Here is a 25,352-nt window from a genome sequence, read left to right as displayed (position 1 = left end):
TGATGATCTTTGAAGGTGGGAGAATATGTTAGCCGAATTATCTATTCGCAATTTCGCGATCATTGAAGCGGTAACTGTATCGTTTGACCGTGGCCTAACTGTGCTTACTGGAGAAACCGGAGCAGGAAAATCCATTATTATCGATGCGATCGGCTTACTGGTTGGTGGTCGAGGATCTGCTGAATTCGTAAGATATGGCACAAAAAAAGCAGAAATTGAGGGTTTGTTTCATATTGACGAAAACCACCCATCGATACAAAAGCTAGAAGATGTCGGAATCGAAGTATTGGATGATATGGTGGTGTTGAGAAGAGATATATCCAGTGCAGGGAAGAGTATCTGTCGAGTGAATGGCAAGCTCGTTACGCTTGGAATCTTGCGAGAGATTGGTCAATCATTGATCGATATCCATGGTCAACATGAACACCAAGACCTTATGCAACCTGATAAGTATCTTTCTTTGCTTGATAATTTTGGAGAACGTTCGATTGGTCCAGCCTTGGAAGAATATCGAGGGATATACAACCGCTACAAAAAAGTTCGAGAACAGCTGAAGCATTTGACTGAAAACGAACAGCAAATGGCACAGAGACTTGATTTGATTCAATATCAGCTTGAAGAGATTACAAAAGCGGAATTAATCCCGAATGAAGATGAAGATCTCATGGAGGAAAAGCTCCGTTTAGGGAATTTTGAAAAGTTGTTTGGTGCACTTCAGGATGTTTATCATTCACTCCAGGGGGATAACAAAGGTCTAGACTGGTTAGGCTTAGCAATGTCCCAACTCGAAACGGTCTCAGATCTTGATGAAGAGTTAAAAGAGTACCATGAAGAAGTGGCAAATCAATTTTACCTTTTAGAAGAAACGTTAGGCAAAATTAATTCATATAGAGATCAACTCGAATTTGACCCGACGAGACTAAATTTCGTTGAAGAACGTTTAAACGAAATACAAGGGTTAAAGAGAAAGTACGGTGAGTCTGTCGAAGAAATCCTAGAGTACGCTGCTTCGATCGAAGATGAAGTCGATAAATTAACTCACAGTGAAGACCGAATTGTAGAGCTTGAAAATGGTTTAGCTGACATAACGGCGGATTTAAGGGTTGAGGCTGATAACTTAACAAAGCTTCGGAAGCAAATTGCCGACAAACTTGTTAGCGCTATTCATGAAGAATTACAAGATCTATATATGGAGAAGACAGAATTTGCTATCAACTTTAATGTGACTGGAAAACAGGAGTTCCACATGTCTGGTAAAGATGACATCGACTTCATGATATCAACGAACCCAGGTGAGCCTTTAAAACAACTTTCGAAGACCGCTTCAGGTGGAGAATTATCGAGGATCATGCTAGCTCTCAAATCGATTTTTTCAAAACATCAGGGAATCACATCCATCATATTTGATGAAGTCGATACTGGTGTAAGTGGACGAGTTGCTCAGGCGATGGCGGAAAAAATCCAACGTCTTTCTTCAGGTTCTCAAGTTTTAGTCATCACGCACCTTCCTCAAGTAGCAGCGATGGCTGATCATCACTTATATATTTCTAAAGAGGAAACAGGAGAAGGTAGAACGAAAACGAGCGTTGGAAAATTAAGCACTGATGAAAAGGTAGAAGAACTTGGAAGAATGATTTCAGGTGCTGAGATGACTGAATTAACGAAGAAGCATGCAAAAGAATTATTATTGCAGGCTGATCAAATAAAAACATAAGATGAAATGCTATCCAACTAAGGATAGCATTTTCATTTTTATCGGTTATAATAACCGTCTGGTAAGGCAAAATTATAAGTACAGCCATGTTGGAGGTGTGGGCAAGAGCGAGGAGAGTGAAGGTTTGAAGACACAGATAATTAGAAAAGTGATTGGTGCAGTTCTCCTTGGTTTAATAATTGCTTTTGGATTTTCAAATCCAGTTCAATTATTTCTTTCGATTCCAGATGAAATCGTTTTGTTTGAAGGAGATCAAACTGACATCTCATCTGTTATGACCACCGCTTCAACTGTAAAAAATCCTGACGTGATTAGTGTTAACAAAAATTCAGATCAGATTACAGTTAAAGGTGTAAGCAGTGGTTCAGATATACTTGATTTTACAGTAGGTACGTTTCCTATCAAGCAAGTAGGTGTTAAAGTCCTTCCTGATTTTAAAGTAATACCTGGTGGACAATCGATAGGTGTGAAGCTGAATACCCGTGGTGTACTCGTTGTAGGGCATCACCTTATTCATACAACTAAAGGAGACCGTTCCCCCGGCGAAGTAGCTGATATTCAAGTGGGAGATATCATTACGAAAATCAATGGTCAATCCGTCCAAAAAATGAGTGACATAGGAACGATTGTAAAAAAAGTTGGACAAGATGGTAATGCTTTAAAAGTAACGATTGTACGTGAAAATAAGGAACTAAACAAAAAATTGGTTCCTGTTAAGGACAAATCGGACTCAAAGTATCGAATCGGACTTTATATTAGAGATTCTGCTGCAGGAGTAGGTACCTTAACGTTCTATCATCCAGACAGTAAGAAATACGGTGCTCTAGGTCATGTAATATCGGACATGGACACAAAGAAACCGATCGTTGTGCATCATGGTGAGATCTATAGCTCTTCAGTTACTTCGATTGAAAAAGGGAGCAATGGGCATCCTGGTGAAAAACTAGCCAGATTTTCAAATACCGATCATAAGTTAGGAACGATAACTCGTAACAGTCCATTCGGTATCTTTGGTGAAATGAACAATCAAGTTAAGAATGGCATGTACGATAGACCGATGCCGATCGCATTATCACATCAGGTGAAAGAAGGACCGGCTAAAATCCTGACTGTTGTGAAAGGTAGCGAAGTAAAAGCATACGATGTTGAAGTGGTTAGCTCTATTCCACAGAAGTTTCCTGCTACTAAAGGAATGGTCATAAAAGTTACTGATCCTGAATTGTTAAAGGAAACCGGTGGCATTGTACAAGGAATGAGTGGAAGCCCGATTATTCAAGACGGGAAAGTTATCGGAGCAGTAACGCACGTGTTTGTAAATGACTCAACATCTGGTTATGGGGTTCACATAGAATGGATGCTTGAAGAAGCAGGCATCAATATTTATAAAGAAGATCGTAATGGTCAGCGAACAGCGAGCTAAAAAAAGCTCAATGTTCGCTTTCTTTCGTTATATAAGCATGATATACTTTGTATGAAGAAAATTCGACAAAAGTAATAGAGTATTCAGAAAATGTAGAATAATGAAGTAAGCTGAAGAATTAAAGAGATAAATGCAGGATTTGTATTAAATTTAAATGTTTTTAGAAATTTTAGAGGAAAATTATGTGGCCCGTTGAATTTCTATATAACGGTAACCAAACTTGGGAAGGAGAGACGGAGCCGTGCAAAAAATTAAAGTTTGCCTAGCAGATGATAATCGGGAATTAGTTAACTTAATTGAGGAATATATGTCTCGACAGGAGGATATTGAAGTTGTAGGGACTGCGTTCAATGGCCAAGAATGTCTTGAGGTACTCGAAGAAGAAGAGCCTGATGTGTTAGTTCTTGATATCATTATGCCCCACCTCGACGGACTAGCTGTTCTTGAACGTTTACGAGAAATGAATTATACGTGCAGCGTAATCATGTTGACGGCATTTGGACAAGAAGATGTAACGAAGAAGGCGGTCGATCTTGGAGCTTCGTATTTTATACTTAAACCGTTCGATATGGATAACCTTGCTAGTCATGTGAGGCAGGTAAGCGGTAAGAAAACGACATTTACGAACAGCACACAATCTTATAAACGTCCAGCTAGAGAAAACAAGCCTAGAAACCTAGATGCGAGCATTACGAGTATCATCCATGAGATTGGGGTACCTGCACATATCAAAGGTTATATGTACTTAAGAGAAGCAATTACGATGGTATACAATGACATTGAATTGCTCGGGTCGATCACAAAAGTTCTATATCCTGATATTGCGAAAAAGTTTAATACGACTTCTTCTAGGGTTGAGCGTGCAATCCGTCACGCGATCGAAGTCGCTTGGAGTAGAGGGAACGTTGAATCGATATCTAACCTGTTTGGTTATACAGTCAGCATGTCAAAGGCAAAACCAACGAACAGTGAATTTATCGCAATGGTTGCAGATAAACTCAGAATCGAACATAATTCGGAAAACTATTCACACACAAGATAATAAGCATAAAAAAACAAAGTCGATCAGGACTTTGTTTTTTTATGTCTATTTGAAGAAAATCGCTGTTGAACTTTATTCCGCTTTCGATCTCGATAGAAGATAAAACCTCCTACGAACGCTAGTCCAGCTAGAAAAAACACTAAACCTAAAATAAATTGTAAAATGAGCGAAGTAAAGGGAGGAATCGTTATCCCGAATACAACATCTCTCATTAATTTAATTCCATAAACCCCAATTAATCCGGGGATCAGCACAATAAGGAGAGCTAATAATCGCATATGGTGCGCATCCTTTCTACAAATACTATTGACATTGTAGCGAAGTAAACAGTTCGTGTCTATGACAGTTGTAAACGCTTTTTGACAAATTTTCGAAACGAACCATGCATGATTTGTCAAAACTGATATTTAGTTGTATGATAAGTATGAAATATATTGCATGTGAGAAATGCAGGTGATGAATAATTGCGCAAATGTATGATCGTTGGAGCTGGGAACGGTGGTAACGCGTTACTAAATATCCTTCGAGAAACAAAGATGATGAATGTCGTAGCGGTTGTGGACCTTAATGAAAACGCACCTGGTATGATTACAGCTAAAGAGGCAGGAATAAAGGTTTATAATGACTGGACGATTCCATTATCCCATTTTGAAATCGATGTCATTATTGAAGCAACAGGGAGAGACAGTGTTTTTAAAGAAATACGTGAAAAACGCAGTAAGAAAACTGTACTCATTCCAGGAGCAGTTGCAAACGTCGTATTGCACCTGATCGAAGAAAAAGAATTGTTGATCGATACGCTCCGACATCAATCGAAATTACAAGAAATCATACTCGATTCCACACATGATGGAATGATCGCGATAGATAAAGATGAATGTGTGACGCTGTTTAATAGGAGCGCAGAAAAAGTAACCGGTATTAGTAAAGAAGAAGCTATTGGTAAGCCAGTAGGCTCGTTGATGGCGACGAGTCGACTCCCTAGGGTCCTGGCCAGTGGACACTCCGAAGTGAATCAGGAACAGCTTTTACCAAACGGAAAGAAAATTATAACAACGAGGATACCATTATTAGACAGCAATGGGTCTCGTGTTGGAGCGATGGCAGTCTTTCGAGATATGACTGCAATCGAAGAAATGGCTCAAGAAGTTACGAACTTAAAAAGCATTCAGTCTATGTTAAAGGCAATTATCCAATCATCTGATGAAGCGATATCTGTTGTTGATGAAAATGGAAGAGGGTTGATGATCAATCCTGCTTACTCGAGATTGACCGGATTAGATGAAGACGAAGTGATCGGAAAGCCAGCAACAACAGACATATCTGAAGGTGAAAGCATGCACATGCGTGTATTGAGCTCTAGAAAACCTGTCCGTGGCGTTCAAATGAAAGTCGGTCCAAAGAAGCGTGATGTGGTTGTTAATGTTTCCCCAGTAATCGTTGATGGGCGATTAAAAGGAAGTGTAGGAGTCATCCATGACGTATCTGAACTGCACTCGTTAAACAATCAACTTCAAAGAGCAAGACAAATCATTCGAACCCTTGAAGCGAAATATTCGTTTGAAGACATTATTGGAAGCTCTGAAGAAATGTCGTTCTCTATACAACAAGCAAAGCTCGCCGCCTCAACGCCAGCAACTGTGTTGCTGAGGGGGGAATCTGGGACAGGCAAAGAATTATTCGCGCACGCGATACATAATGCAAGCGATCGAAAGTTCAACAAGTTTGTAAGAGTTAATTGTGCTGCAATCGCTGAATCCTTGCTTGAAAGTGAGCTTTTCGGTTATGAAGATGGTGCTTTTTCAGGAGCAAGACAGGGCGGAAGAAGAGGTCTGTTTGAAGAAGCGAACGGCGGGAGCATTTTTCTCGACGAAATCGGTGAACTATCTCTAAGTACACAAGTGAAACTGTTGCGTGTTCTACAAGAGAAAGAAATCGTTCGTGTAGGTGGTACGAATCCGATATCGATCAATGTCAGAATAATCGCTGCTACGAATGCAAAACTTGAAAAGAGAATAATGGATGGTTCATTTAGGGAAGATTTATATTATCGATTGAATCGCATGCCGATACAAATACCACCACTTAGGCAACGGAAAGAAGATATAGGCTTTCTATCAGACCATTTGATAGCCAAGATTAATCAGGACTACGGGAGAAACGTTGAAGGCATTACTCCTAAAGCGTTAGAGTATCTCAAGCAATATGAATGGCCGGGGAATGTGAGAGAGCTTGAAAATGTATTAGGAAGAGTTGTCATCCATATGGATGCAGCTGAGTCAGTTATCCAACTGTCTCATATCCCATCGTTATTAAGTGAGACGAAAAACGCTGATCTTCTCTCGGTTGAAAGAACTCCTGAGAAGTCTCTGTCACAACTAGTGGATGAGTTTGAAAGGAAAACGATTGACCAAACCCTTCAATATTATGGCGGAAACAAAACGGCTACTGCCAAAGCACTAGGAGTCTCTTTAAGAAACCTCTATTATAAGATGGAGAAACATGGGGTTGAATAAAGTGGCATGCAAGGATTTGCGCACTTTGCAAAAGGTTGCATGGTGATGGTGGGGAAAATGCGCGATCTAATACCTTTTTAAACTTGGCATGAAAATTGCATTATATAATGTGGTGCACACGAAGGGAGAGACATCATGAACCTAAACAACTTATTGAAGGAAGCTACTGAGCAAACGAACAAAGTAGTGGCTTTAGCAGCAGCTGCAGATGAAGAAGTGATCGAAGCTGTGAGAATGGCTGTAAATCAAAAGCTCGCTTCATTTATTCTCTATGGCGATGAAAAACAAATCATGTCCATATTAGAAAAGAAAGATCTCACTCATTCTGAAGATGTACGCGTCGTGCATTCCTCAGATGATAAGGACTCATGCAAATCAGCTGTAACCGCTGTCAGAAATGGTGAAGCCGATGTCCTGATGAAAGGGATGGTTTCGACTTCAACCATTTTAAAAGAAGTGTTAAACAAAGAGTATGGCCTTAGAAAAGGCAAAAGTCTTTCGCATCTTGCGGCGTTTGATGTGCCTGGGTATGACAGAATGATTTTTGTTACTGATTCTGGCATGAATATAGCACCTGACCTTCAGCAGAAGGTTGATATCGTAAACAATGCAGTAGAAGTAGCTACTTCGATCGGTATAAAAACACCGAAAGTTGCACCTCTTGCAGCGGTAGAAGTCATTAACCCATCGATGCAAGCAACCCTCGACGCTGCCGCTTTAAGTCAGATGAGCGTTAGAGGTCAAATAAAGAACTGTGTGGTCGATGGCCCACTTGCTTTGGATAATGCTATTTCAGCTAAATCCGCAAGTCACAAAGGGATAAAGAGTGAAGTAGCTGGATTTGCTGATATCTTGCTAGTGCCTTCAATTGAAGTAGGCAATGCACTATATAAATCTCTTGTCTATTTCGCTAATGCGAAGGTCGGGGGTATCATCGCAGGAGCTAAAGCTCCAATCGTATTAACTTCACGATCTGATGATGCAGAAAGTAAAGTTTATAGTATCGCTCTAGCAGTAAGCTCTACCAATAAATAAGAACGATCAGGGAGGAAGATTTAAATGGAACTATTCAAATATATGGAAACTTATGATTATGAGCAGGTTGTTGTGTGTCAGGATAAAGCATCAGGTTTAAAAGCGATTATTGCTATCCATGATACGACTCTTGGACCAGCACTAGGTGGAACAAGAATGTGGACATATGATTCAGAAGCAGATGCTTTTGAAGATGCTCTCCGATTAGCGAAAGGGATGACCTACAAAAACGCAGCAGCAGGTTTGAACTTAGGTGGAGGAAAGACAGTTATCATCGGTGACCCTAGAAAAGATAAGAACGAAGCAATGTTTAGAGCATTCGGACGTTATATCCAAGGCTTGAATGGTCGTTACATCACCGCTGAAGACGTTGGTACAACGGTTCATGACATGGATACGATTCATGAGGAAACGGAATACGTAACAGGAATTTCTCCTGCTTTCGGTTCTTCAGGTAACCCATCTCCTGTAACTGCTTATGGTGTTTATGTTGGTATGAAAGCTGCAGCGAAAGAAGCTTTCGGTACGGATTCACTTGAAGGTAAGACTGTAGCTGTTCAAGGAGTCGGTAACGTAGCTTATAACCTTTGTAAACATCTTCATGAAGAGGGCGCGAAACTCGTTGTTACAGATATCAACAAAGAATCTGTAGATCGTGCAGTTTCTGACTTTGGAGCAAAAGCTGTAGATATTGATGATATTTACACAGTGGATTGCGATATTTTTGCTCCTTGTGCCCTTGGTGCAGTCATTAACGATGATACGATTGGGAAGATTAAAGCAAAAGTAATCGCAGGTGCCGCAAACAACCAGCTTCGTGAAACGACACACGGGGACCAAATCCATGAAATGGGTATCGTATACGCTCCTGACTATGTGATTAATGCAGGTGGAGTTATCAACGTTGCTGATGAATTGTATGGTTATAACCGCGATCGCGCGATGAAGCGTGTTGAAGGAATCTACGACAATATCGCTAAGGTCATCGAAATCTCTAAACGAGACGGTATTCCTACTTATGCAGCAGCAGATCGACTTGCTGAAGAAAGAATCGAAGCAATGAAACAATCAAGAAGCCAATTCTTGATGAACTCTCAACACATTTTAAGTCATCGTAAGTAACGGAGGGTTTCAAGTGACTGATAAAGAATATCGACTACTGGTAATCAATCCAGGTTCAACGTCAACAAAGATTGGTATTTTTGATAATGAGCGAGCAGTGTTTGAGAAAACACTCCGTCATGATGCAGAAGAAATCAATCAATTTGAAACAATCATCGATCAGTATGAATTTAGAAAGAGCACGATTCTAGAAGCACTAGATGAAGAAGCGATAAACATTTCGCGACTTGCCGCCGTAGTAGGTCGCGGAGGCCTTCTTCGCCCGATAGAAGGTGGAACTTATTCTGTTAATGAGCAAATGCTTGAAGATTTAAGAAATGGATTTTCTGGTGAGCATGCTTCCAACCTTGGCGGAATCATCGCCTTTGAGATTGCAGAACAACTTAACATTCCATCCTTTATTGTTGATCCTGTTGTGGTTGATGAACTACAGGACGTGGCTAGACTTTCTGGGGTTCCAGAAATCGAGCGTAAAAGTATCTTTCACGCTTTGAACCAAAAAGCAGTAGCTAGAAGGGTTGCTGGACAGCTAGACAAGAAATATGAAGACCTTAATTTGATCGTTACTCATATGGGCGGCGGAATTACTGTTGGCGTCCATAAAAACGGGAAAGTGATCGATGTTAACAATGGTCTACATGGAGAGGGGCCTTTTTCACCTGAACGAGCGGGCACAGTTCCCGTGGGTGATTTAGTTTCAATGTGCTTCTCAGGAGAGTACTACGCTGAAGAAATCATGAAAAAACTAGTAGGACAAGCAGGTTTCGTTGGCTACTTAGGTACAAATGATGCTGTGAAAGTAGAAGAATTAATCGAAGCTGGTGACGAAAAAGCTAAGCTTGTCTACGATGCGATGGCATATCAGATCGGCAAGGAAATCGGTGCTGCAAGTGCGGTTTTATGCGGTGAAGTAGATGCGATCGTGTTAACTGGTGGAATGGCTTATGGCAAACAATTCGTAAAACAGATCACAGACCATGTTAAATGGATTGCAGATGTCATGGTACACCCAGGAGAGAATGAACTTCAAGCTCTCGCAGAAGGTGGCTTGCGCGTACTAAGAAATGAAGAGGATGCGAAAGAGTACCCGAACACAACGGTTAGTACGATGGTTTTAAAATAATTTTTTCGCAAAAGGAGAATTTGGATGGCTGAAGAGTACGATCTCGTCATAATTGGTGGAGGTACGGGCGGTTATGTTGCCGCGATCCGTGCCTCTCAACTCGGTTTAAAAACAGCGATTGTAGAAAAACGCGAGCTTGGAGGTACATGTCTTCATCGCGGGTGTATTCCAAGTAAGGCGTTGCTAAGAAGTGCTGAAGTTTTTGCGACAGCAAAACACGGTGAAAAATTTGGTGTGACGGCAAAAGAAGTTGCGCTTGATTTTGAAAAAGTTCAAGAACGTAAACAAAGCATCGTAGATCAGCTTCATAATGGTGTGAAACATCTTATGAAGCAAGGGAAGATCGACGTTTACGAAGGGTTTGGAAGAATTTTAGGACCATCTATTTTCTCACCGATGCCTGGAACCGTTTCCGTTGAAATGAACAACGGGGAGGAAAACCCTATGTTGATTCCAAAGAACGTCATCGTTGCGACGGGATCAAAGCCTAGAACATTGCCAGGACTTGAAGTGGATGAAGAATATGTCATGACTTCTGATGAAGCACTCCGTATGGAATCTCTTCCTTCATCGATCATCATCGTTGGAGGTGGTGTTATCGGTATCGAGTGGGCTTCCATGCTATCAGACTTCGGTGTTGAAGTAACTGTACTTGAATATGCTGATCGCATCGTACCGACAGAAGATCATGAAGTATCAAAAGAAGCAGCTCGTTTGATGAAGAAAAAAGGCATCAAGCTTTTCACTGGTGCTAAGGTTATGGGCGACACACTTGAAAAAGGCGAAGGTGTTTCCGTACAAGCAGAACACAAAGGTGAAATGAAAACGTTTAACGCTGAAAAAATGCTCGTATCTGTAGGTAGAGAAGCGAACGTAAAGAACATCGGACTTGAAAATACGTCGATTAAAGTTGAAAAAGGCGTTATTGAAACGAATGAGTTTTTCCAAACAGCTGAATCTCACATCTATGCGATCGGTGATGTGATCGGAGGAATGCAGCTAGCACACGTTGCGTCTCACGAAGGAATTACTGCGGTTGAACATTTGGCAGATCAAGATCCTGCACCAATGGATTATTCAAAAGTACCAAGCTGTATCTACAGTAGTCCTGAAATGGCTAGCGTAGGATTAACGGAAGAAGCTGCAAAAGAGCAGGGTCATAACGTTAAAACTGGTAAGTTTCTCTTTAAAGCTATCGGTAAAGCGCTTGTCTTCGGTGAATCAGATGGGTTTGTAAAATTAGTTGCAGATGCAGATAATGATGACCTTCTAGGTGTACATATGATCGGTCCTCATGTTACTGACATGATTTCTGAGGCAGGACTTGCGAAGGTACTAGATGCAACACCTTGGGAGATCGGTCATACGATCCACCCTCACCCAACCCTTTCTGAAGCGATCGGTGAAGCAGCATTAGCAGTTGATGGTAAGGCGATTCATTCTTAATAAAACTCGAATGAGGAGGTAGAAATAATGGCTAACAAGACAGAAAAGCGTCACGAAGCTCTAGGGCTAACTGATGAGCGTGTACTAGAAATGTACGAAACGATGTTATTAGCTCGAAAAATTGATGAACGGATGTGGCTTTTAAACCGCGCAGGAAAGATTCCTTTTGTTATTTCATGTCAAGGACAAGAAGCGGCTCAGGTAGGTACAGCATTTGCAATGGATCCAGAAAAGGATTTTGTAGCACCGTACTACCGTGATATGGGTGTTGTCTTAACATTCGGAATGACTGCAAAAGACCTAATGCTATCAGGTTTTGCTAAAGCAGAGGATCCAAACTCTGGAGGAAAGCAGATGCCAGGACATTTTGGTCAGAAAAAGAACAATATTATTACTGGTTCATCACCTGTAACCACACAGGTCCCGCATGCTGTAGGATTTGCACTAGCTGGACGCATGGAAGGAAAAGATTTGGTAACGTTCTGTTCATTTGGTGAAGGTTCATCAAACCAGGGTGATTTCCATGAAGCTGCAAACTTCGCAGGTGTGCACAAGCTTCCAGTACTCTTTGTATGTGAGAACAACAAGTATGCGATTTCTGTTCCTGTTTCAAAACAGTTAGCTTGTGAAAAAGTGTCTGATCGTGCAATAGGCTATGGTATGCCTGGTGTAACAGTTGATGGAAACGATCCATTAGCGGTATATGAAGCTGCAAAAGAAGCTGTTGAAAGAGGTCGTCGTGGAGAAGGACCAACACTTATTGAAACGGTTTCCTATCGTTTGACTCCTCACTCAAGTGATGATGATGATCGCGCTTATCGTACGAGAGAAGAAGTTGAAGAAGCTAAGAAGAAAGACGCTGTTATCACGTTTGCTGCTTATTTGAAGGAGTCTGGTGTTCTTACAGATGAGATTGAAAATGAAATCAACGAACGTGTGAAAAAGGAAGTTGATGAAGCTACGGAATACGCAGAAAATGCGGATTATGCACCTGCTGAAGATGCTATGAAGCATGTATATGCAGAGTAAGGGGGAGTAATAATGCCAGTCATTTCATATATTCAGTCAATCACACAAGCACTAAGAGAAGAAATGCAGCGTGATGAGAAGGTATTTGTACTTGGAGAAGATGTTGGTGTAAGAGGTGGCGTTTTCAGAGCGACAGATGGCCTTTATGATGAGTTTGGAGAGCATCGCGTGATCGATACACCACTAGCAGAATCTGCGATTGCTGGAGTTGGAATTGGTGCAGCGATGTACGGTATGAGACCTGTTGCTGAGATGCAGTTTGCTGACTTTATTATGCCAGCTGTTAACCAAATCGTTTCAGAAGCTGCGAAGATTCGTTACCGTTCCAACAACGATTGGAGCTGCCCGATCACGATAAGAGCTCCTTACGGTGGCGGCGTCCATGGTGCATTGTACCATTCACAATCTGTTGAAGCATTGTTTGCAAATGTTCCAGGATTGAAAATTGTAATGCCTTCTACTCCATACGATGCGAAGGGCTTACTAAAGGCAGCTATCAGAGATGAAGATCCAGTCTTATTCTTTGAACATAAACGTGCTTACCGTTTAATAAAAGGCCAAGTGCCTGAAGAAGATTACACCCTTCCAATCGGTAAAGCAGACGTGAAGCGTGAGGGTGAAGATATTACCGTTATTACATATGGTCTATGTGTTCACTTTGCTTTGCAAGCAGCTGAAAAACTCGAGAAGGACGGCATCTCAGCTCATATTCTCGATCTTCGCACAGTATATCCGTTAGATCGTGAAGCGATCGTTGAAGCAGCTAAGAAAACTGGAAAAGTACTTCTCGTAACAGAAGACAACAAAGAAGGTAGTATCATGAGTGAAGTATCTGCCATCATTGCTGAAGAGTGTCTATTCGATTTAGATTCTCCAATACAGCGCCTTGCAGGTCCAGATGTTCCGGCAATGCCTTATTCACCACCGATGGAGAAGTACTTCATGATCAATCCTGATAAAGTTGAAAAAGCAATGCGAGAGCTTGCTGAATACTAAAAGCGTATTTCGAGGGAGGTTATAGCATGGCAGTTGAGAAAATATTGATGCCTCAGTTGGGAGAAAGTGTCACTGAAGGTACGATAGAAAAATGGCTAGTTGAAGTTGGCGATACTGTTAATAAGTATGATCCAATCGCGGAAGTCAATACAGACAAAGTAAATGCTGAAGTGCCATCTTCTTTTACAGGCAAGATTAAAGAACTTGTAGCTAATGAAGGTGACACGTTAGAAGTCGGTGAACTTGTTTGCTATATTGAAATTGAAGGTGGAGGTTCTGCTGAAGAGACGCAAGAAGACTCTACTGGACAAAAAGCGATAGAGAATATTTCAGAAGATAAGAAAGAACAAGAGCAGGAAGATCAACCGATGAAGAAGCGTTACTCTCCTGCAGTATTACGCATGTCACAAGAGCACGACATCGACCTTGATCAAGTAAGCGGTACAGGTAAAGGTGGACGAATTACTAGAAAAGATCTTCAGAAGATTATAGATTCTGGTGAAATTCCTTCACCTAAAGCCGAGAAGGAAGCGCCGAAGCAAGCAGCACCTCAAGAAGCACCGAGTGCTCCAAAAGCTCCTCAAGCAGCGCCTGAGAAGGAAGCAGCAGAAGTTCCTGTTGGTGAAGGTGATATTGAGATTCCTGTAACCGGTGTTCGTCGTGCGATCGCTAACAATATGCTTCGCAGTAAGCATGAAGCTCCTCATGCGTGGACGATGGTAGAAGTCGATGTGACGAACTTAGTTGAATATAGAAACAGTATTAAAGATGACTTTAAGAAAAAAGAAGGCTATAGCTTAACATTCTTTGCTTTCTTCGTGAAAGCTGTTGTCGAAGCTTTAAAGGAATTCCCTCAAATGAATTCGATGTGGGCTGGTGACAAAATCATTCAGAAGAAAGACATCAACATCTCGATTGCAGTTGGTACTGACGACTCTCTATTTGTTCCGGTTATTAAAAACGCTGATGAAAAATCCATCAAAGGCATTGCTCGTGAAGTAACAGAGCTTGCTAAAAAAGCAAAAACAGGTAAGCTTAAAGGCGATGAAATGCAAGGTGGAACCTTTACGGTAAATAACACAGGATCATTTGGTTCTGTTCAGTCAATGGGGATTATTAACTACCCTCAAGCTGCTATTCTTCAAGTTGAGAGTATCGTTCAGCGTCCAGTTATTATGGATAATGGAATGTTTGGCGCTCGTCACATGGTCAACTTATGTTTATCTTTAGATCACCGTGTGTTGGATGGTATGATCTGTGGTAAATTCCTTGCGCGTGTGAAACAAAACCTCGAGAATATTTCTAAAGAAAATACTTCTGTTTACTAATAAAATCGGCCGTCTCAACGATGAGACGGCCATTTTCTTTAATAATCAAAAAGGTTTCTTGGAATTTTCAACGCATTCGCGATACAATATAATGTAAGATGTACCGAGTTAAGGGAGGAATTATGGAATGTCTATGGATTTTAATCTATTTATGAATGATGTGGTCGCTACAGCAAGAGAAGAGATTAAAGCTGCTGGCTATCAAGAACTAACGACTTCTGAAGAAGTTGAAGAAGTTATGGCGAAAAAAGGAACGACTCTTGTAATGGTCAACTCAGTGTGCGGCTGTGCTGGGGGCGTTGCACGTCCTGCAGCCAAAGTAGCTGTTTCTAACGAGAAAACACCTGATCATCTCGTAACCGTTTTCGCAGGCCAAGATAAAGAAGCTACTGCAAAAGCACGTTCTTACTTTACTGGATTCGCACCATCTTCTCCTTCATTTGCACTTCTCAAAGATGGAGAGATCATCAACATGGTAGAGCGTCACGAGATCGAAGGAAGCGACCCGGAAGAAGTAGTGGGAATGCTTCAATACCTTTTCAATAAATATTGCTAATAATAGAAGGCGGCAGGCTTGGACCTGTTGCCTTTTTTCTGTTATTTTAGAAGGTTTCCGTTTAAGGATGAGACTTTGTAGGATATTAAGGAAGTATAACGAGGTGGAAGGAAGAATAGGAATTGAAACTGAAAATCGGTTATCGAACATTAAAAACCGCAATAGGTACAGGAACAGCGATCACTATCGCACAAATATTCTCACTAGATAACTATGTTTCAGCGGGGATCCTTACGATACTCTGTATCAAACCTACGACGAAACGGTCGTTTCTTAGTTCGTGGCAAAGGTTTCTTGCCTGTTTGCTTGGAATTTTGTTTAGTGCAGTATTTTTTGAGGGGATCGGGTACAATCCGTTAAGTATATCCCTATTGCTACTTATGTTTATTCCAGCAGTAGTTGCAATAAAAGCGACGGAAGGCGTCATTACAAGTTCAGTTATCATTCTTCATATTTATAATTTTGGTACGATAAGTTGGGATATCGTCTTCAATGAAGTAGCGATTATTGTGATTGGAATAGGGGTGGCGCTGCTATTTAATCTTTATATGCCTAATTTAGAAAAAGATTTGTTGAAGTACAGGGTACAGATTGAAGAAAAGTTTTCGGTGATCTTGATGGAATATGCCGTCTATCTTAGACATGGGGAAAGTTCCTGGGATGGTAAAGAGATGCTTGAAGTCGGAGATGCTCTACAAGAAGCGAAAAGCATTGCGCTCAAAGATATCGAGAACCATATGCTGCGTGATGATGATAAATATTATAAGTACTTTAAAATGCGTGAAAAGCAATTTTTCATACTAGAAAGGTTACTTCCGATCATTTCTTCTCTTGATCAAACCTACATACAAGGACAGAAGATGGCTGAGTTTATGGAGAAATTAAGTCATGCTGTAAAGCCGCAAAATACGGCAAGCGTCTTTCTTAATGAGCTATACGAAATGAGAGAAGAGTTTAGAAATTCAGCGTTACCATCAGATCGATCAGAGTTTGAAACACGTTCTGCCCTTCACCATTTCTTGAACGAGATCGAACAGTATCTATTATTAAAGCGGTACTTAAAGCCAGGAGCTTTTTCAAAGGACGAATGATTTCATTGCAACGATGCATCCTAAGAAGAAAAAGGGGGGTTTTTCTTGGGATCGTTCTTTTTCACAATGTTGCTTACGATGTCGGTCATCTTCCCGCTTGGTGACACCATAGTTGGGGATCCATATATTATTGTAAACAAGAAGACGAATCAAGTCGCATTCATTCAACAAGGAAGGATCGAGAAAGTTTTACCTGTAGCTACCGGTAAAAGTAATGAGTTGACCCCAGAAGGCACATTCACGATCGTTGTAAAGGCTGTAAATCCTTATTATCGAAAGAAAAACATTGCCGGCGGTGATAAACAAAACCCGTTAGGAACGAGATGGATCGGTTTTGATGCGGAGGATACAGATGGAAGAATATATGGATTACACGGTACGAATAAACCTTCATCGATCGGAAAGTATGTAACAGCAGGCTGCGTGAGACTTCATAATGAAGAGATTGAAAAGCTGTTCGAAGAGGTACCGATCGGAACAAAAGTTTTGATCACAACGAGCCCTGAATCCTTTGAAACGTTAGCAATAAAAGTTGGTGCTCTTTCGAAACAAAAAACAGAAGGTGCTGTCTTACACTAAGACAGCACCTTCTGTTTTTATATTTTTTAAAATAACATCGCTGTAGCTCCAGCAAATAAGCTTAGTAGCATCGAGATGATCATGATGTATACAACGACCTTCGTTGTTTTTCGGGGCATGAAAGTCCCTCCCTCAATTGAACATTCTATCGTTATTTTACATGTATTTGTATGGAGGTACAAGCTTAATAAACGAACAACTTCTGAGCTGATTCTACAATTTTTTCGTATCCAGGAAGGAAAACGCTTTCTTTATGAAGAATAGTATATAAGTTAGACATCTTATTTCGGCATAATGCGACTAGACAGGGAGGAATGGGGATGACAACAGATCAGAAGGATTTTCAAAAGCAATTCGAAGAATGGAAAGCGTTAACTGAGAAGTTATTAAACAAATTTCCTGAGAAGAAGGAAGAGTTTGTTACGAGTTCAGGAATCGAAATAGATCGTCTTGCTCACCCAAATGTGCTAGATGAAACATATATGAAGAAACTTGGTTTTCCAGGTCAGTACCCTTATACACGTGGTATTCAACCGACGATGTACAGAGGGCGAACGTGGACGATGAGGCAGTACGCAGGATTTGGATCTGCTGAAGAAACGAATTCTCGTTTTAGGTATCTACTAGATCAAGGTCAAACCGGCTTATCAGTAGCGTTCGATCTACCAACGCAAATCGGTTATGACTCTGATGATATGATGGCAAAAGGTGAAGTGGGGAAAGTAGGAGTAGCGATCGATTCACTCGATGACATGGAAGCGCTTTTAAAAGATATACCGTTAGACAAAGTTAGTACTTCCATGACCATCAATGCCCCTGCTGCTGTATTACTTGCTATGTATATTGCTGTAGCTGAAAAGCAGGGTGTTTCTCAAAGCGAAATTTCAGGTACGATACAGAACGATATTTTGAAGGAGTATATTGCAAGAGGAACTTACATCTTTCCACCTAAACCATCGATGAGGTTAATCACGGATATATTCGCATATTGTGCAGAACATGTGCCGCGTTGGAACACGATCAGTATTTCTGGCTACCATATTCGTGAAGCGGGTTCTACAGCTTCTCAGGAGCTTGCGTTTACGATTGCGAACGGTATCGCTTATGTAGATGCTGCGATTGAAGCTGGGCTAGCAGTTGATGATTTTGCTCCTCGCCTTGCGTTCTTTTTCAACGGGCATAATCAATTTTTAGAAGAGGTTGCGAAGTTCAGAGCAGCACGAAGAATTTGGTCAAAAATCATGAAGGAACGCTATGGGGCTAAGAAGGCTAAGAGCTTGCAGCTGCGCTTCCATACTCAAGTTGCTGGTTCAACGCTGACCGCACAGCAGCCTGATAACAATATAGTAAGGGTTACGATACAGGCTTTAGCTGCGGTTCTAGGTGGGACGCAGAGCCTTCATACAAATGCCAAGGACGAAGCACTTGCTCTTCCTACTGAGGACTCTGCTCGAATTGCACTTCGTACTCAGCAGATTATTGCAAATGAGAGTGGTGTGACCGACACAGTTGACCCATTAGGCGGCTCTTATTATATTGAAAAGTTAACAGATGAGCTAGAAGAATATGTATTTAATTATATCGAGAAGATCGATGACATGGGTGGTGCAGTGTCCGCAGTTGAACAGGGCTATATGCAGCGTGAAATACATCAGGCAGCGTATGAAACGCAGAAGAAGATTGAATCTGGGGAAGAAATCGTTGTAGGCATGAACAAATATACATTAGAAGATGAACCGAAGCCTGAATTACACCGTATCGATCCAGAGCTTCAACGAAAACAAATCGAAAAACTAACAGAACTTAGAAGTCGTAGAGATTCTAGTCGAGTGAGCGCTCGGTTAGCAGAATTAAAAGAAGGCGCGAAAGGTGATGCCAATTTAATGCCGCTTATTTTAGAGTGTGTGAAAGATTACTGCACAGTGGGAGAAATTTGTGGCGTACTTAGAGAAGAATTTGGAGAATATACAGGAGTTTAACTGGGGAGTGGGATGCTATGAAAAAAATACGTGTATTGATTGCAAAACCAGGACTAGACGGTCATGACAGAGGAGCACTCGTGGTAGCTCAAGCTCTTCGGGATTATGGGATGGAGGTCATCTATACAGGGCTAAGACAAACACCTCAACAAATCGTAGCAGCTGCCATCCAAGAAGACGTAGATGCGATCGGACTTTCTTGTTTATCAGGAGCTCATAATGAGTTGTTTCCTGAAATTGTATCGATGCTTAAAGATCGTGAGGCTGAAGATATAATCGTAGTCGGAGGAGGGGTGATTCCGTGGGAAGATATTCCTTTCCTCGAATCAAAAGGAGTTCAAAAAGTGTTTACCCCAGGAACTCCCACAAAAGAAACGGCTATTTTTATTGAGAAAGCAGTTAGGGAACGAGATGGACTAAGTGAAGAGGTCTATACACCTCCTAAGAAAATCGATCACATAGGTATCGCAGTTTCTTCCCTTGAACAAGCGCTGCCGTTTTACGTTGATTCACTTCATCTTCAGCTTGAAGCCATTGAGGAAGTGCCGTCTGAAAAAGTTAAGATTGCTTTTTTGAAGATCGGTGAATCTAAGATCGAGCTTCTAGAACCGTTAAATGATGAAAGTCCTATCGCTTCCTTTATCGAGAAGCGAGGTGAAGGCATACACCATATCGCACTTTCTTCTGACAACATTGAAGATCGACTCCAGGAACTTTCAGAGCGGGGAATCAAGCTTATTCACGAAAAGCCTGTTAAAGGCGCAGGGGGCGCAAATATTGCCTTTTTGCATCCTAAGTCAGCTGGGGGAGTATTATACGAACTATGTGAGAAGGATACAAAGGAGGCGGAATAATGGATATGTACGATAAAATTAATGAACTGTACGATCGTCGAAGAGAAGTAGAGATGGGTGGCGGAGATGAACGAATAAGGAAGCAACATGATAAAGGAAAATTAACGGCTAGAGAACGAATCGATCTACTCGTTGACAAAGGTTCTTTTGTAGAACTTAATTCGTTCATTGAACACCGTTCGTTGGACTTTGGTATGTCTGATCAAAAGGCTCCTGGTGAAGGAGTTGTGACAGGCTACGGAAAAGTTGACGGTCGCCCGATCTATTTATTTGCGCAAGACTTTACAGTATTCGGTGGCGCTCTCGGAGAAATGCATGCCATGAAAATAGCGAACGTAATGGATTTAGCGGCAAGAAACGGAGCCCCCATTATCGGCTTAAACGACTCAGGTGGTGCGAGGATTCAAGAGGGTGTGGTATCATTAGACGGGTATGGACAGATCTTTTACCGTAATTCAATCTATTCCGGTGTTATCCCACAGATTTCAGTAATCATGGGTCCTTGTGCAGGTGGTGCCGTGTATTCTCCTGCTATAACAGATTTCGTATTTATGGTAGAGGATACGAGCCAAATGTTTATTACTGGGCCTAAGGTAATCGAAACAGTGACGAGAGAGAAGATAAGCGCGGAAGATTTAGGTGGTGCAAAAGTCCACAGATCTAAAAGTGGTAATGCTCACTTCACGGGTAAAACCGAAGAAGAAGTTCTTTCAGATGTGCGTCGTTTAATCAGCTACCTTCCTTTAAATAACGAAGAAAAGGCGCCTGTTAAGGTGGAATCAGAACGAGAGGATTTCTGTGCAGACTTAGCAGATATCGTGCCTTTTGACTCAACGCGACCTTATGATGTTCGTACTGTTATCGAAGAGGTTGTTGACCCTGGTTCATTTTTTGAGGTTCAACAGCATTTCGCTAAGAATATCGTAATTGGATTTGCAAGACTGAAAGGTGAAACAGTCGGTATGATTTGTAACCAGCCTAAAGTGATGGCTGGCGGTCTCGACATTGATTCTTCAGATAAATTATCACGCTTCATACGCTTTTGTGATTCTTTCAATATCCCTCTCATTACATTTGAGGACGTAACGGGCTTTTTCCCAGGAATCAAACAGGAGCACGGCGGGATTATTCGCCACGGAGCGAAGATTCTTTATTCTTATTCAGAAGCAACCGTTCCGAAGATCACTGTAATTCTTAGAAAAGCATATGGTGGGGCGTATGTAGCATTGAATTCTAAATCGATAGGTGCAGACTTAGTTTACGCTTGGCCAAATGCAGAAATAGCAGTCATGGGTCCTGAGGGAGCGGCGAACGTCATCTTCTCAAGGGAAATCAATGAAAGTGATAACCCAGAAGAAACGAGAGCTGCAAAGATTCAAGAGTATCGCGAAAAGTTTGCAAACCCGTACATAGCTGCTTCTCGTGGCATGGTAGACGACGTGATCGACCCTAGAGAAACTCGAATCAAGCTTCTTGAAGCATTGGAATTAATGCGGAATAAAAAAGACGAGCGTCCTAAGAAGAAACATGGAAATATTCCATTATAATCAAGTGGTATAGGAGGCATACACCATGATTAATGAGCAACGTTTACTCGATGAGTTTTTAGAACTCGTACAGATTGATTCAGAAACAAAAAAAGAAAAGCGCATCGCAGCCATTTTAAAAGAAAAATTCACTTCTCTAGGTGTCGAAGTAGAAGAAGATGATGCTGCTGAAAAAACAGAACACGAAGCGGGTAACCTTATTTGTACACTGAAGGGTAACGTGGAAGCCGATAGTATATACTTCACTTCTCATATGGATACTGTTGTTCCAGGACAAGGAGTTAAGCCAACTGTAGAAGATGGATATGTTCGTACTGATGGAACGACGATCCTAGGAGCGGATGATAAGACGGGCTTAGCAGCTATGTTTGAAGCAATCCGTGTTCTAAAAGAGCAAAACATCCAGCACGGGACAATCCAATTCATCATCACCGTTGGAGAAGAATCTGGACTGCAAGGTGCAAAAGTACTTGATCCCGAAAAGCTTATTGCAAAATATGGCTATGCGTTAGACAGTGACGGAGAAGTTGGTAAAATCATTACAGCTGCTCCAACTCAAGCAAAGATCCTAGCAAAAATTCACGGTAAGACTGCGCACGCTGGTGTTGCGCCAGAAAAAGGTGTTTCTGCAATTACGATTGCTTCTAAGTCTGTTGCCAAAATGCCGCTTGGTCGACTTGATGATGAAACCACTGCAAATATTGGTCGTTTTGAAGGTGGATCGCAAACAAACATCGTATGTGACTACGTTGAAGTGTTAGCGGAAGCCCGTTCACTCGTGCCAGAAAAAATGGAAGCTCAAGTGGAGAAAATGAAAAAAGCTTTCGAAACAACTGCAGAAGAAATGGGTGGATCGGTGGACCTTGATATCCAAGTCATGTACCCAGGCTTTAAATTTGGTGAGGGAGATCATGTAGTTGAAGTTGCGAAGAGAGCGATGAACGAGATTGGTCGCTCGCCTGAACTATTAACGAGCGGTGGTGGAAGTGACGCGAATATCATTGCGGGTCATGGTATACCTACAGTTAATCTTGCAGTAGGATATGAAGAGATCCACACGACAAATGAGCGTATGCCTGTGAAAGAATTGATAAAAGTCTCTGAAGCAGTTGTTGCGATCATTAAAGAAGTAGCAAAAGGGTAAATTCTTCACAATTTAGTTACGGTTTAAGGTTGTCTAGCTAGTCTAGGCAGCCTTTTTACTATTAAATTGGAAAATGTAAAGTTAAAATATGTTAAACTATATTCGTGATAATTTAACAATATATTGGAAGTGGTGTTAATCATGGACTCTATTCGAACTCACAAACTATTAAACTACATGAGAGGAACATACAAAGTACTCGAAAATGAATGGCAAAAAAACGCAAGAGAAATTGGTCTTACACAGGCAGAACAGCATGTGATGTGGATCGTATACACCGAAACAGAGGTAACGATAACGAGAATATCTGAAGTAGGGCTTTGGGACGTTTCTACTGTGATGCAAGTTTTAAAACGCTTAAAAAATAAAGGGTTCGTCGCAATAGAAAAGAAAGCTAGCGATCGAAGAATATCTTATGTTAAATTAACAGAATCAGGTTTAACGAAGATTGACGCAAGTACGAAATACTCGTATTCTGTTGGAGAATACATAGATGAATATCGTAGACGTTCTGCTGAACATGCAGCATTTCTAGATGAGCTTTATCAATTTCAGCTTGAATTTAACAAACACTTTCATGGTAGTGAGTTCGTCAATTGGATCGAAAAGCAGAAAGAGCGTGATTTGTAAGACGGGAACTTTTCCTGTCTTTTTTTTGCAGAGGTTTATCGCTCGTGATAGCTTATGGTTTTCAGATCATCCTAAAGAGGAAGGAGGCTGGTGTTAATGAGTCAATTCAATAAAAGCGGTGGGAGAATTATTTTTCATGTCGATATGAACAGTTTCTATGCTTCTGTTGAAGCGGCTCATAACCCAGACCTTCGAGGAAAGCCGCTTGCTATCGCGGGTAATGTTGAAGAAAGAAAGGGAATCGTTGTAACGAGTAGCTATGAAGCTCGAAAAATGGGGGTAAAGACGACAATGCCACTATGGGAGGCGAGGAAGCACTGCCCAGAGCTTTTAGTAATGCCACCAAACTTTCCGCTATATCGGCAAACTTCCCTGCAAATTTTCGAGCTTCTAGAATCGTATACGCCACTTGTTCAACCCGTCTCGATCGATGAAGGGTATCTAGATATCACAGACGATTGCAAGGGAACCAATCCGGTGTCGATTGCAGAGGAGATTCAAAGACGGATTTTTAAAGAAATTGGCATTCCATGCAGCATCGGCATTGCACCTAATAAATTCTTAGCAAAGATGGCTTCCGATATGAAAAAGCCGCTTGGTATCACTATATTACGTAAAAGACAGATCGACGAAATCCTTTGGCCGCTTGATGTTGGAGAAATGCATGGAGTTGGTAAGAAAACGAAAGAGAAACTTAAAGAATTAAACATCACGACGATAGGGGAGCTCGCGAAAGCAAACCCGGTGCAACTCGAAATCAAGCTCGGGATTAATGGGAAAAGGTTGCACGAGCGCGCAAATGGTATCGACGATCGGCCAGTAGACCCCGATGCGATCGACGATTTTAAAAGCGTAGGCAATTCTTCTACTTTCCCAGAAGACTTAGTGGATCGCCAAAGAGTGTATACTGCGCTCACAAATCTTTCAGACTCAGTCGCAAAACGGATGGAGCAAAAAGGTGTTTTAAGTTTCAATGTGCAGTTAACCATTCGCTATAGTGACAGGACAACGATTACGAGAAGCAGGAAATTACAAAACCCAATCTCGAAATCAGCAGACATCTTAGAGGCAGCAAAATACCTTTTTTCAAAGAACTGGTCTGGTCAGCCGATCCGCTTGCTAGGCATAACTGGTCAACAGCTCGTCGACCGTGATGAAGCGACAGTACAGCTCGATCTGTTTTCCTTTGAGGAAGATTCTAAGCGAGCTGACCTATATGACACGATCGGTTCGATCAGAAAGAAATTCGGTGAGGGTTCATTGCTAAAGGGAAATCAGCTGCAAAAAGACGGAAGTCACAAACTACGTGATGAAAAAAGAAGAGGAACAAGTCTAGATCGAGATTTTCTTTGGAAATATAAGAATAAGAAATAGAATTCTTTTTGGTTTCAGGCAATTCTCTTATCAAATTTTGAACGCTTGCTTCCTACTTTAACATGGGTATGCGAACGAGTTGCACACAATATAGAGTAGAAAAAGAAGAGGTTCTTATGCTTTCAAAAAGAACCTCATGCATGAGATGAAACGGTCAAAGAAGAGGAAAGAAAACGAGAAGCATCAAGTCAAATACGAGGTGTGACAAAATCGGAACAGTCATCGTTCTCGTTCGATTATAGAGGTATCCCCAAGTAAAGCCTGCTAGTAGAGCAGCGACTATCAATAAAAACGTGCCTGCATAGATGTGTGCACTCGCATACAGTACAGTAGCCAATAGAATTGAAGAAGTACTTTGAGTTTTATCCATTTTACCTTGTACAAACCCTCGCCAAAATAACTCTTCTCCAGGGATGATGATTAGAATAAGACTTATGTAATGCCACGTTTCTTTTGGTGAAATCAGGTTATACAACGATTGCAAACTTGCGATCATATCAGGGAACAACATGAGCATTATTTGCTTCCCTATATAAAAGATAAGGTAGAGAAGGACACCACTTCCAACACCGATGAGAACGTGATTATATGTGACCTTTTTCCATGATGCAGATCGATATGAGTACAAGATCAATAGGAATAAGGATAAAGTGAAAGCTTGCCAAAAGAACAAGTCAGAAAGCAGGAAGAAACTTGAGAAAAGCAGCAAATGAGCAATGATGATCGAAATAATAACCTTTCTATTTCTAAGCATGAGTGTACTCCTAGGATTGTAGTATACTAACTAGTTTAAAGGATAAAACATCGATTTGCGACAAAAGGTGTTC

The 25,352-nt window shown here is 41.2% G+C and carries 23 protein-coding genes; 20 read left to right on the top strand and 3 right to left on the bottom strand.

The genetic code is table 11. The features are described from left to right. Positions 1-25: 25 nt before the first annotated feature. The 3 genes from recN to spo0A all read left to right on the top strand — a co-directional run bounded on the left by recN (position 26) and on the right by spo0A (position 4,176). Positions 26-1,714, top strand: coding sequence for a DNA repair protein RecN (gene recN, locus PFZ69_RS01200; protein WP_270179216.1), 1,689 nt, complete (start codon positions 26-28; stop codon positions 1,712-1,714). Between the two features lie 124 nt (positions 1,715-1,838). Next, positions 1,839-3,134 (top strand): SpoIVB peptidase, encoded by a 1,296-nt coding sequence (gene spoIVB / locus PFZ69_RS01195; RefSeq protein WP_270179215.1) that lies wholly within the window; start codon positions 1,839-1,841, stop codon positions 3,132-3,134. A 241-nt stretch (positions 3,135-3,375) separates the two neighbouring features. Continuing rightward, entirely contained in the window at positions 3,376-4,176 is an 801-nt protein-coding gene (gene spo0A / locus PFZ69_RS01190) for a sporulation transcription factor Spo0A (RefSeq protein WP_270179214.1), read from the top strand. A gap of 23 nt (positions 4,177-4,199) precedes the next feature. On the opposite strand, the gene PFZ69_RS01185 is transcribed toward spo0A, so the two are convergent. Further along, positions 4,200-4,454: a DUF2627 domain-containing protein gene (locus PFZ69_RS01185; RefSeq protein WP_270179213.1), complete on the bottom strand. Its 255-nt coding sequence runs from the start codon at positions 4,452-4,454 to the stop codon at positions 4,200-4,202. A gap of 186 nt (positions 4,455-4,640) precedes the next feature. Between PFZ69_RS01185 and PFZ69_RS01180 the strand changes: the two genes are divergently transcribed. The 11 genes from PFZ69_RS01180 to PFZ69_RS01130 all read left to right on the top strand — a co-directional run bounded on the left by PFZ69_RS01180 (position 4,641) and on the right by PFZ69_RS01130 (position 16,997). Next, positions 4,641-6,692 carry a sigma 54-interacting transcriptional regulator gene (locus tag PFZ69_RS01180; RefSeq protein ID WP_270179212.1) on the top strand — a complete coding sequence of 684 codons (2,052 nt, stop codon included), beginning with the start codon at positions 4,641-4,643 and terminating at the stop codon, positions 6,690-6,692. 135 nt (positions 6,693-6,827) lie between these two features. After that, complete coding sequence (gene yqiS, locus PFZ69_RS01175) at positions 6,828-7,727, top strand: phosphate butyryltransferase (protein WP_270179211.1); 900 nt, start codon at positions 6,828-6,830, stop codon at positions 7,725-7,727. Positions 7,728-7,751: 24 nt separating this feature from the next. Further along, the gene (gene bcd, locus PFZ69_RS01170) at positions 7,752-8,849 is read left to right on the top strand and encodes a branched-chain amino acid dehydrogenase (RefSeq protein ID WP_270179210.1); all 1,098 of its coding nucleotides are present in this window, start codon (positions 7,752-7,754) and stop codon (positions 8,847-8,849) included. A gap of 13 nt (positions 8,850-8,862) precedes the next feature. After that, positions 8,863-9,972, top strand: a complete 1,110-nt coding sequence (buk, locus tag PFZ69_RS01165; RefSeq protein WP_270179209.1) for a butyrate kinase — start codon at positions 8,863-8,865, stop codon at positions 9,970-9,972. 24 nt (positions 9,973-9,996) lie between these two features. Next, positions 9,997-11,418, top strand: a complete 1,422-nt coding sequence (gene lpdA / locus PFZ69_RS01160; RefSeq protein ID WP_270179208.1) for a dihydrolipoyl dehydrogenase — start codon at positions 9,997-9,999, stop codon at positions 11,416-11,418. 27 nt (positions 11,419-11,445) lie between these two features. Next, positions 11,446-12,447, top strand: a complete 1,002-nt coding sequence (locus PFZ69_RS01155) for a thiamine pyrophosphate-dependent dehydrogenase E1 component subunit alpha (RefSeq protein WP_270179207.1) — start codon at positions 11,446-11,448, stop codon at positions 12,445-12,447. A 12-nt stretch (positions 12,448-12,459) separates the two neighbouring features. After that, positions 12,460-13,443, top strand: a complete 984-nt coding sequence (locus PFZ69_RS01150) for an alpha-ketoacid dehydrogenase subunit beta (RefSeq protein WP_270179206.1) — start codon at positions 12,460-12,462, stop codon at positions 13,441-13,443. A 26-nt stretch (positions 13,444-13,469) separates the two neighbouring features. Continuing rightward, positions 13,470-14,771, top strand: a complete 1,302-nt coding sequence (locus PFZ69_RS01145; RefSeq protein WP_270179205.1) for a dihydrolipoamide acetyltransferase family protein — start codon at positions 13,470-13,472, stop codon at positions 14,769-14,771. Positions 14,772-14,898: 127 nt separating this feature from the next. Next, complete coding sequence (locus PFZ69_RS01140; RefSeq protein WP_270179204.1) at positions 14,899-15,327, top strand: BrxA/BrxB family bacilliredoxin; 429 nt, start codon at positions 14,899-14,901, stop codon at positions 15,325-15,327. A gap of 122 nt (positions 15,328-15,449) precedes the next feature. After that, positions 15,450-16,418, top strand: a complete 969-nt coding sequence (locus PFZ69_RS01135; RefSeq protein WP_270179203.1) for an aromatic acid exporter family protein — start codon at positions 15,450-15,452, stop codon at positions 16,416-16,418. A gap of 66 nt (positions 16,419-16,484) precedes the next feature. Then, a complete protein-coding gene (locus PFZ69_RS01130; RefSeq protein ID WP_270180585.1) occupies positions 16,485-16,997 on the top strand; it encodes a L,D-transpeptidase in 513 nt (170 codons plus the stop codon). A gap of 26 nt (positions 16,998-17,023) precedes the next feature. Here the strand turns inward: PFZ69_RS01130 and prli42 are convergent, their stop codons facing one another. Further along, on the bottom strand, positions 17,024-17,116 hold the full coding sequence (gene prli42 / locus PFZ69_RS01125) for a stressosome-associated protein Prli42 (RefSeq protein WP_270179202.1): 93 nt from the start codon (positions 17,114-17,116) through the stop codon (positions 17,024-17,026). Between the two features lie 201 nt (positions 17,117-17,317). Here prli42 and PFZ69_RS01120 point away from each other — a divergent pair, with 201 nt between their 5' ends. The 6 genes from PFZ69_RS01120 (at position 17,318) to PFZ69_RS01095 (ending at position 24,525) form a co-directional block, all read left to right on the top strand. Next, entirely contained in the window at positions 17,318-18,976 is a 1,659-nt protein-coding gene (locus tag PFZ69_RS01120) for an acyl-CoA mutase large subunit family protein (protein WP_270179201.1), read from the top strand. A gap of 17 nt (positions 18,977-18,993) precedes the next feature. After that, positions 18,994-19,830 (top strand): methylmalonyl-CoA epimerase, encoded by an 837-nt coding sequence (mce, locus tag PFZ69_RS01115; protein ID WP_270179200.1) that lies wholly within the window; start codon positions 18,994-18,996, stop codon positions 19,828-19,830. After that, complete coding sequence (locus PFZ69_RS01110; RefSeq protein WP_270179199.1) at positions 19,830-21,377, top strand: acyl-CoA carboxylase subunit beta; 1,548 nt, start codon at positions 19,830-19,832, stop codon at positions 21,375-21,377. The genes mce and PFZ69_RS01110 overlap by 1 nt, the downstream gene beginning before the upstream one ends. Before the next feature lie 25 nt (positions 21,378-21,402). Then, positions 21,403-22,521: a M20/M25/M40 family metallo-hydrolase gene (locus PFZ69_RS01105; protein WP_270179198.1), complete on the top strand. Its 1,119-nt coding sequence runs from the start codon at positions 21,403-21,405 to the stop codon at positions 22,519-22,521. A 141-nt stretch (positions 22,522-22,662) separates the two neighbouring features. Further along, on the top strand, positions 22,663-23,151 hold the full coding sequence (locus PFZ69_RS01100) for a MarR family winged helix-turn-helix transcriptional regulator (RefSeq protein ID WP_270179197.1): 489 nt from the start codon (positions 22,663-22,665) through the stop codon (positions 23,149-23,151). 96 nt (positions 23,152-23,247) lie between these two features. Beyond that, a complete protein-coding gene (locus PFZ69_RS01095) occupies positions 23,248-24,525 on the top strand; it encodes a DNA polymerase IV (RefSeq protein WP_270179196.1) in 1,278 nt (425 codons plus the stop codon). Between the two features lie 154 nt (positions 24,526-24,679). On the opposite strand, the gene PFZ69_RS01090 is transcribed toward PFZ69_RS01095, so the two are convergent. Continuing rightward, the gene (locus PFZ69_RS01090) at positions 24,680-25,279 is read right to left on the bottom strand and encodes a CPBP family intramembrane glutamic endopeptidase (protein WP_270179195.1); all 600 of its coding nucleotides are present in this window, start codon (positions 25,277-25,279) and stop codon (positions 24,680-24,682) included. Between the last annotated feature and the right edge of the window lie 73 nt (positions 25,280-25,352).

The sequence above is a fragment of the Alkalihalobacillus sp. CinArs1 genome (assembly GCF_947387515.1).
Classification (GTDB): domain Bacteria; phylum Bacillota; class Bacilli; order Bacillales; family Guptibacillaceae; genus Guptibacillus.
This window is presented reverse-complemented; position numbering and strand designations above follow the sequence as displayed.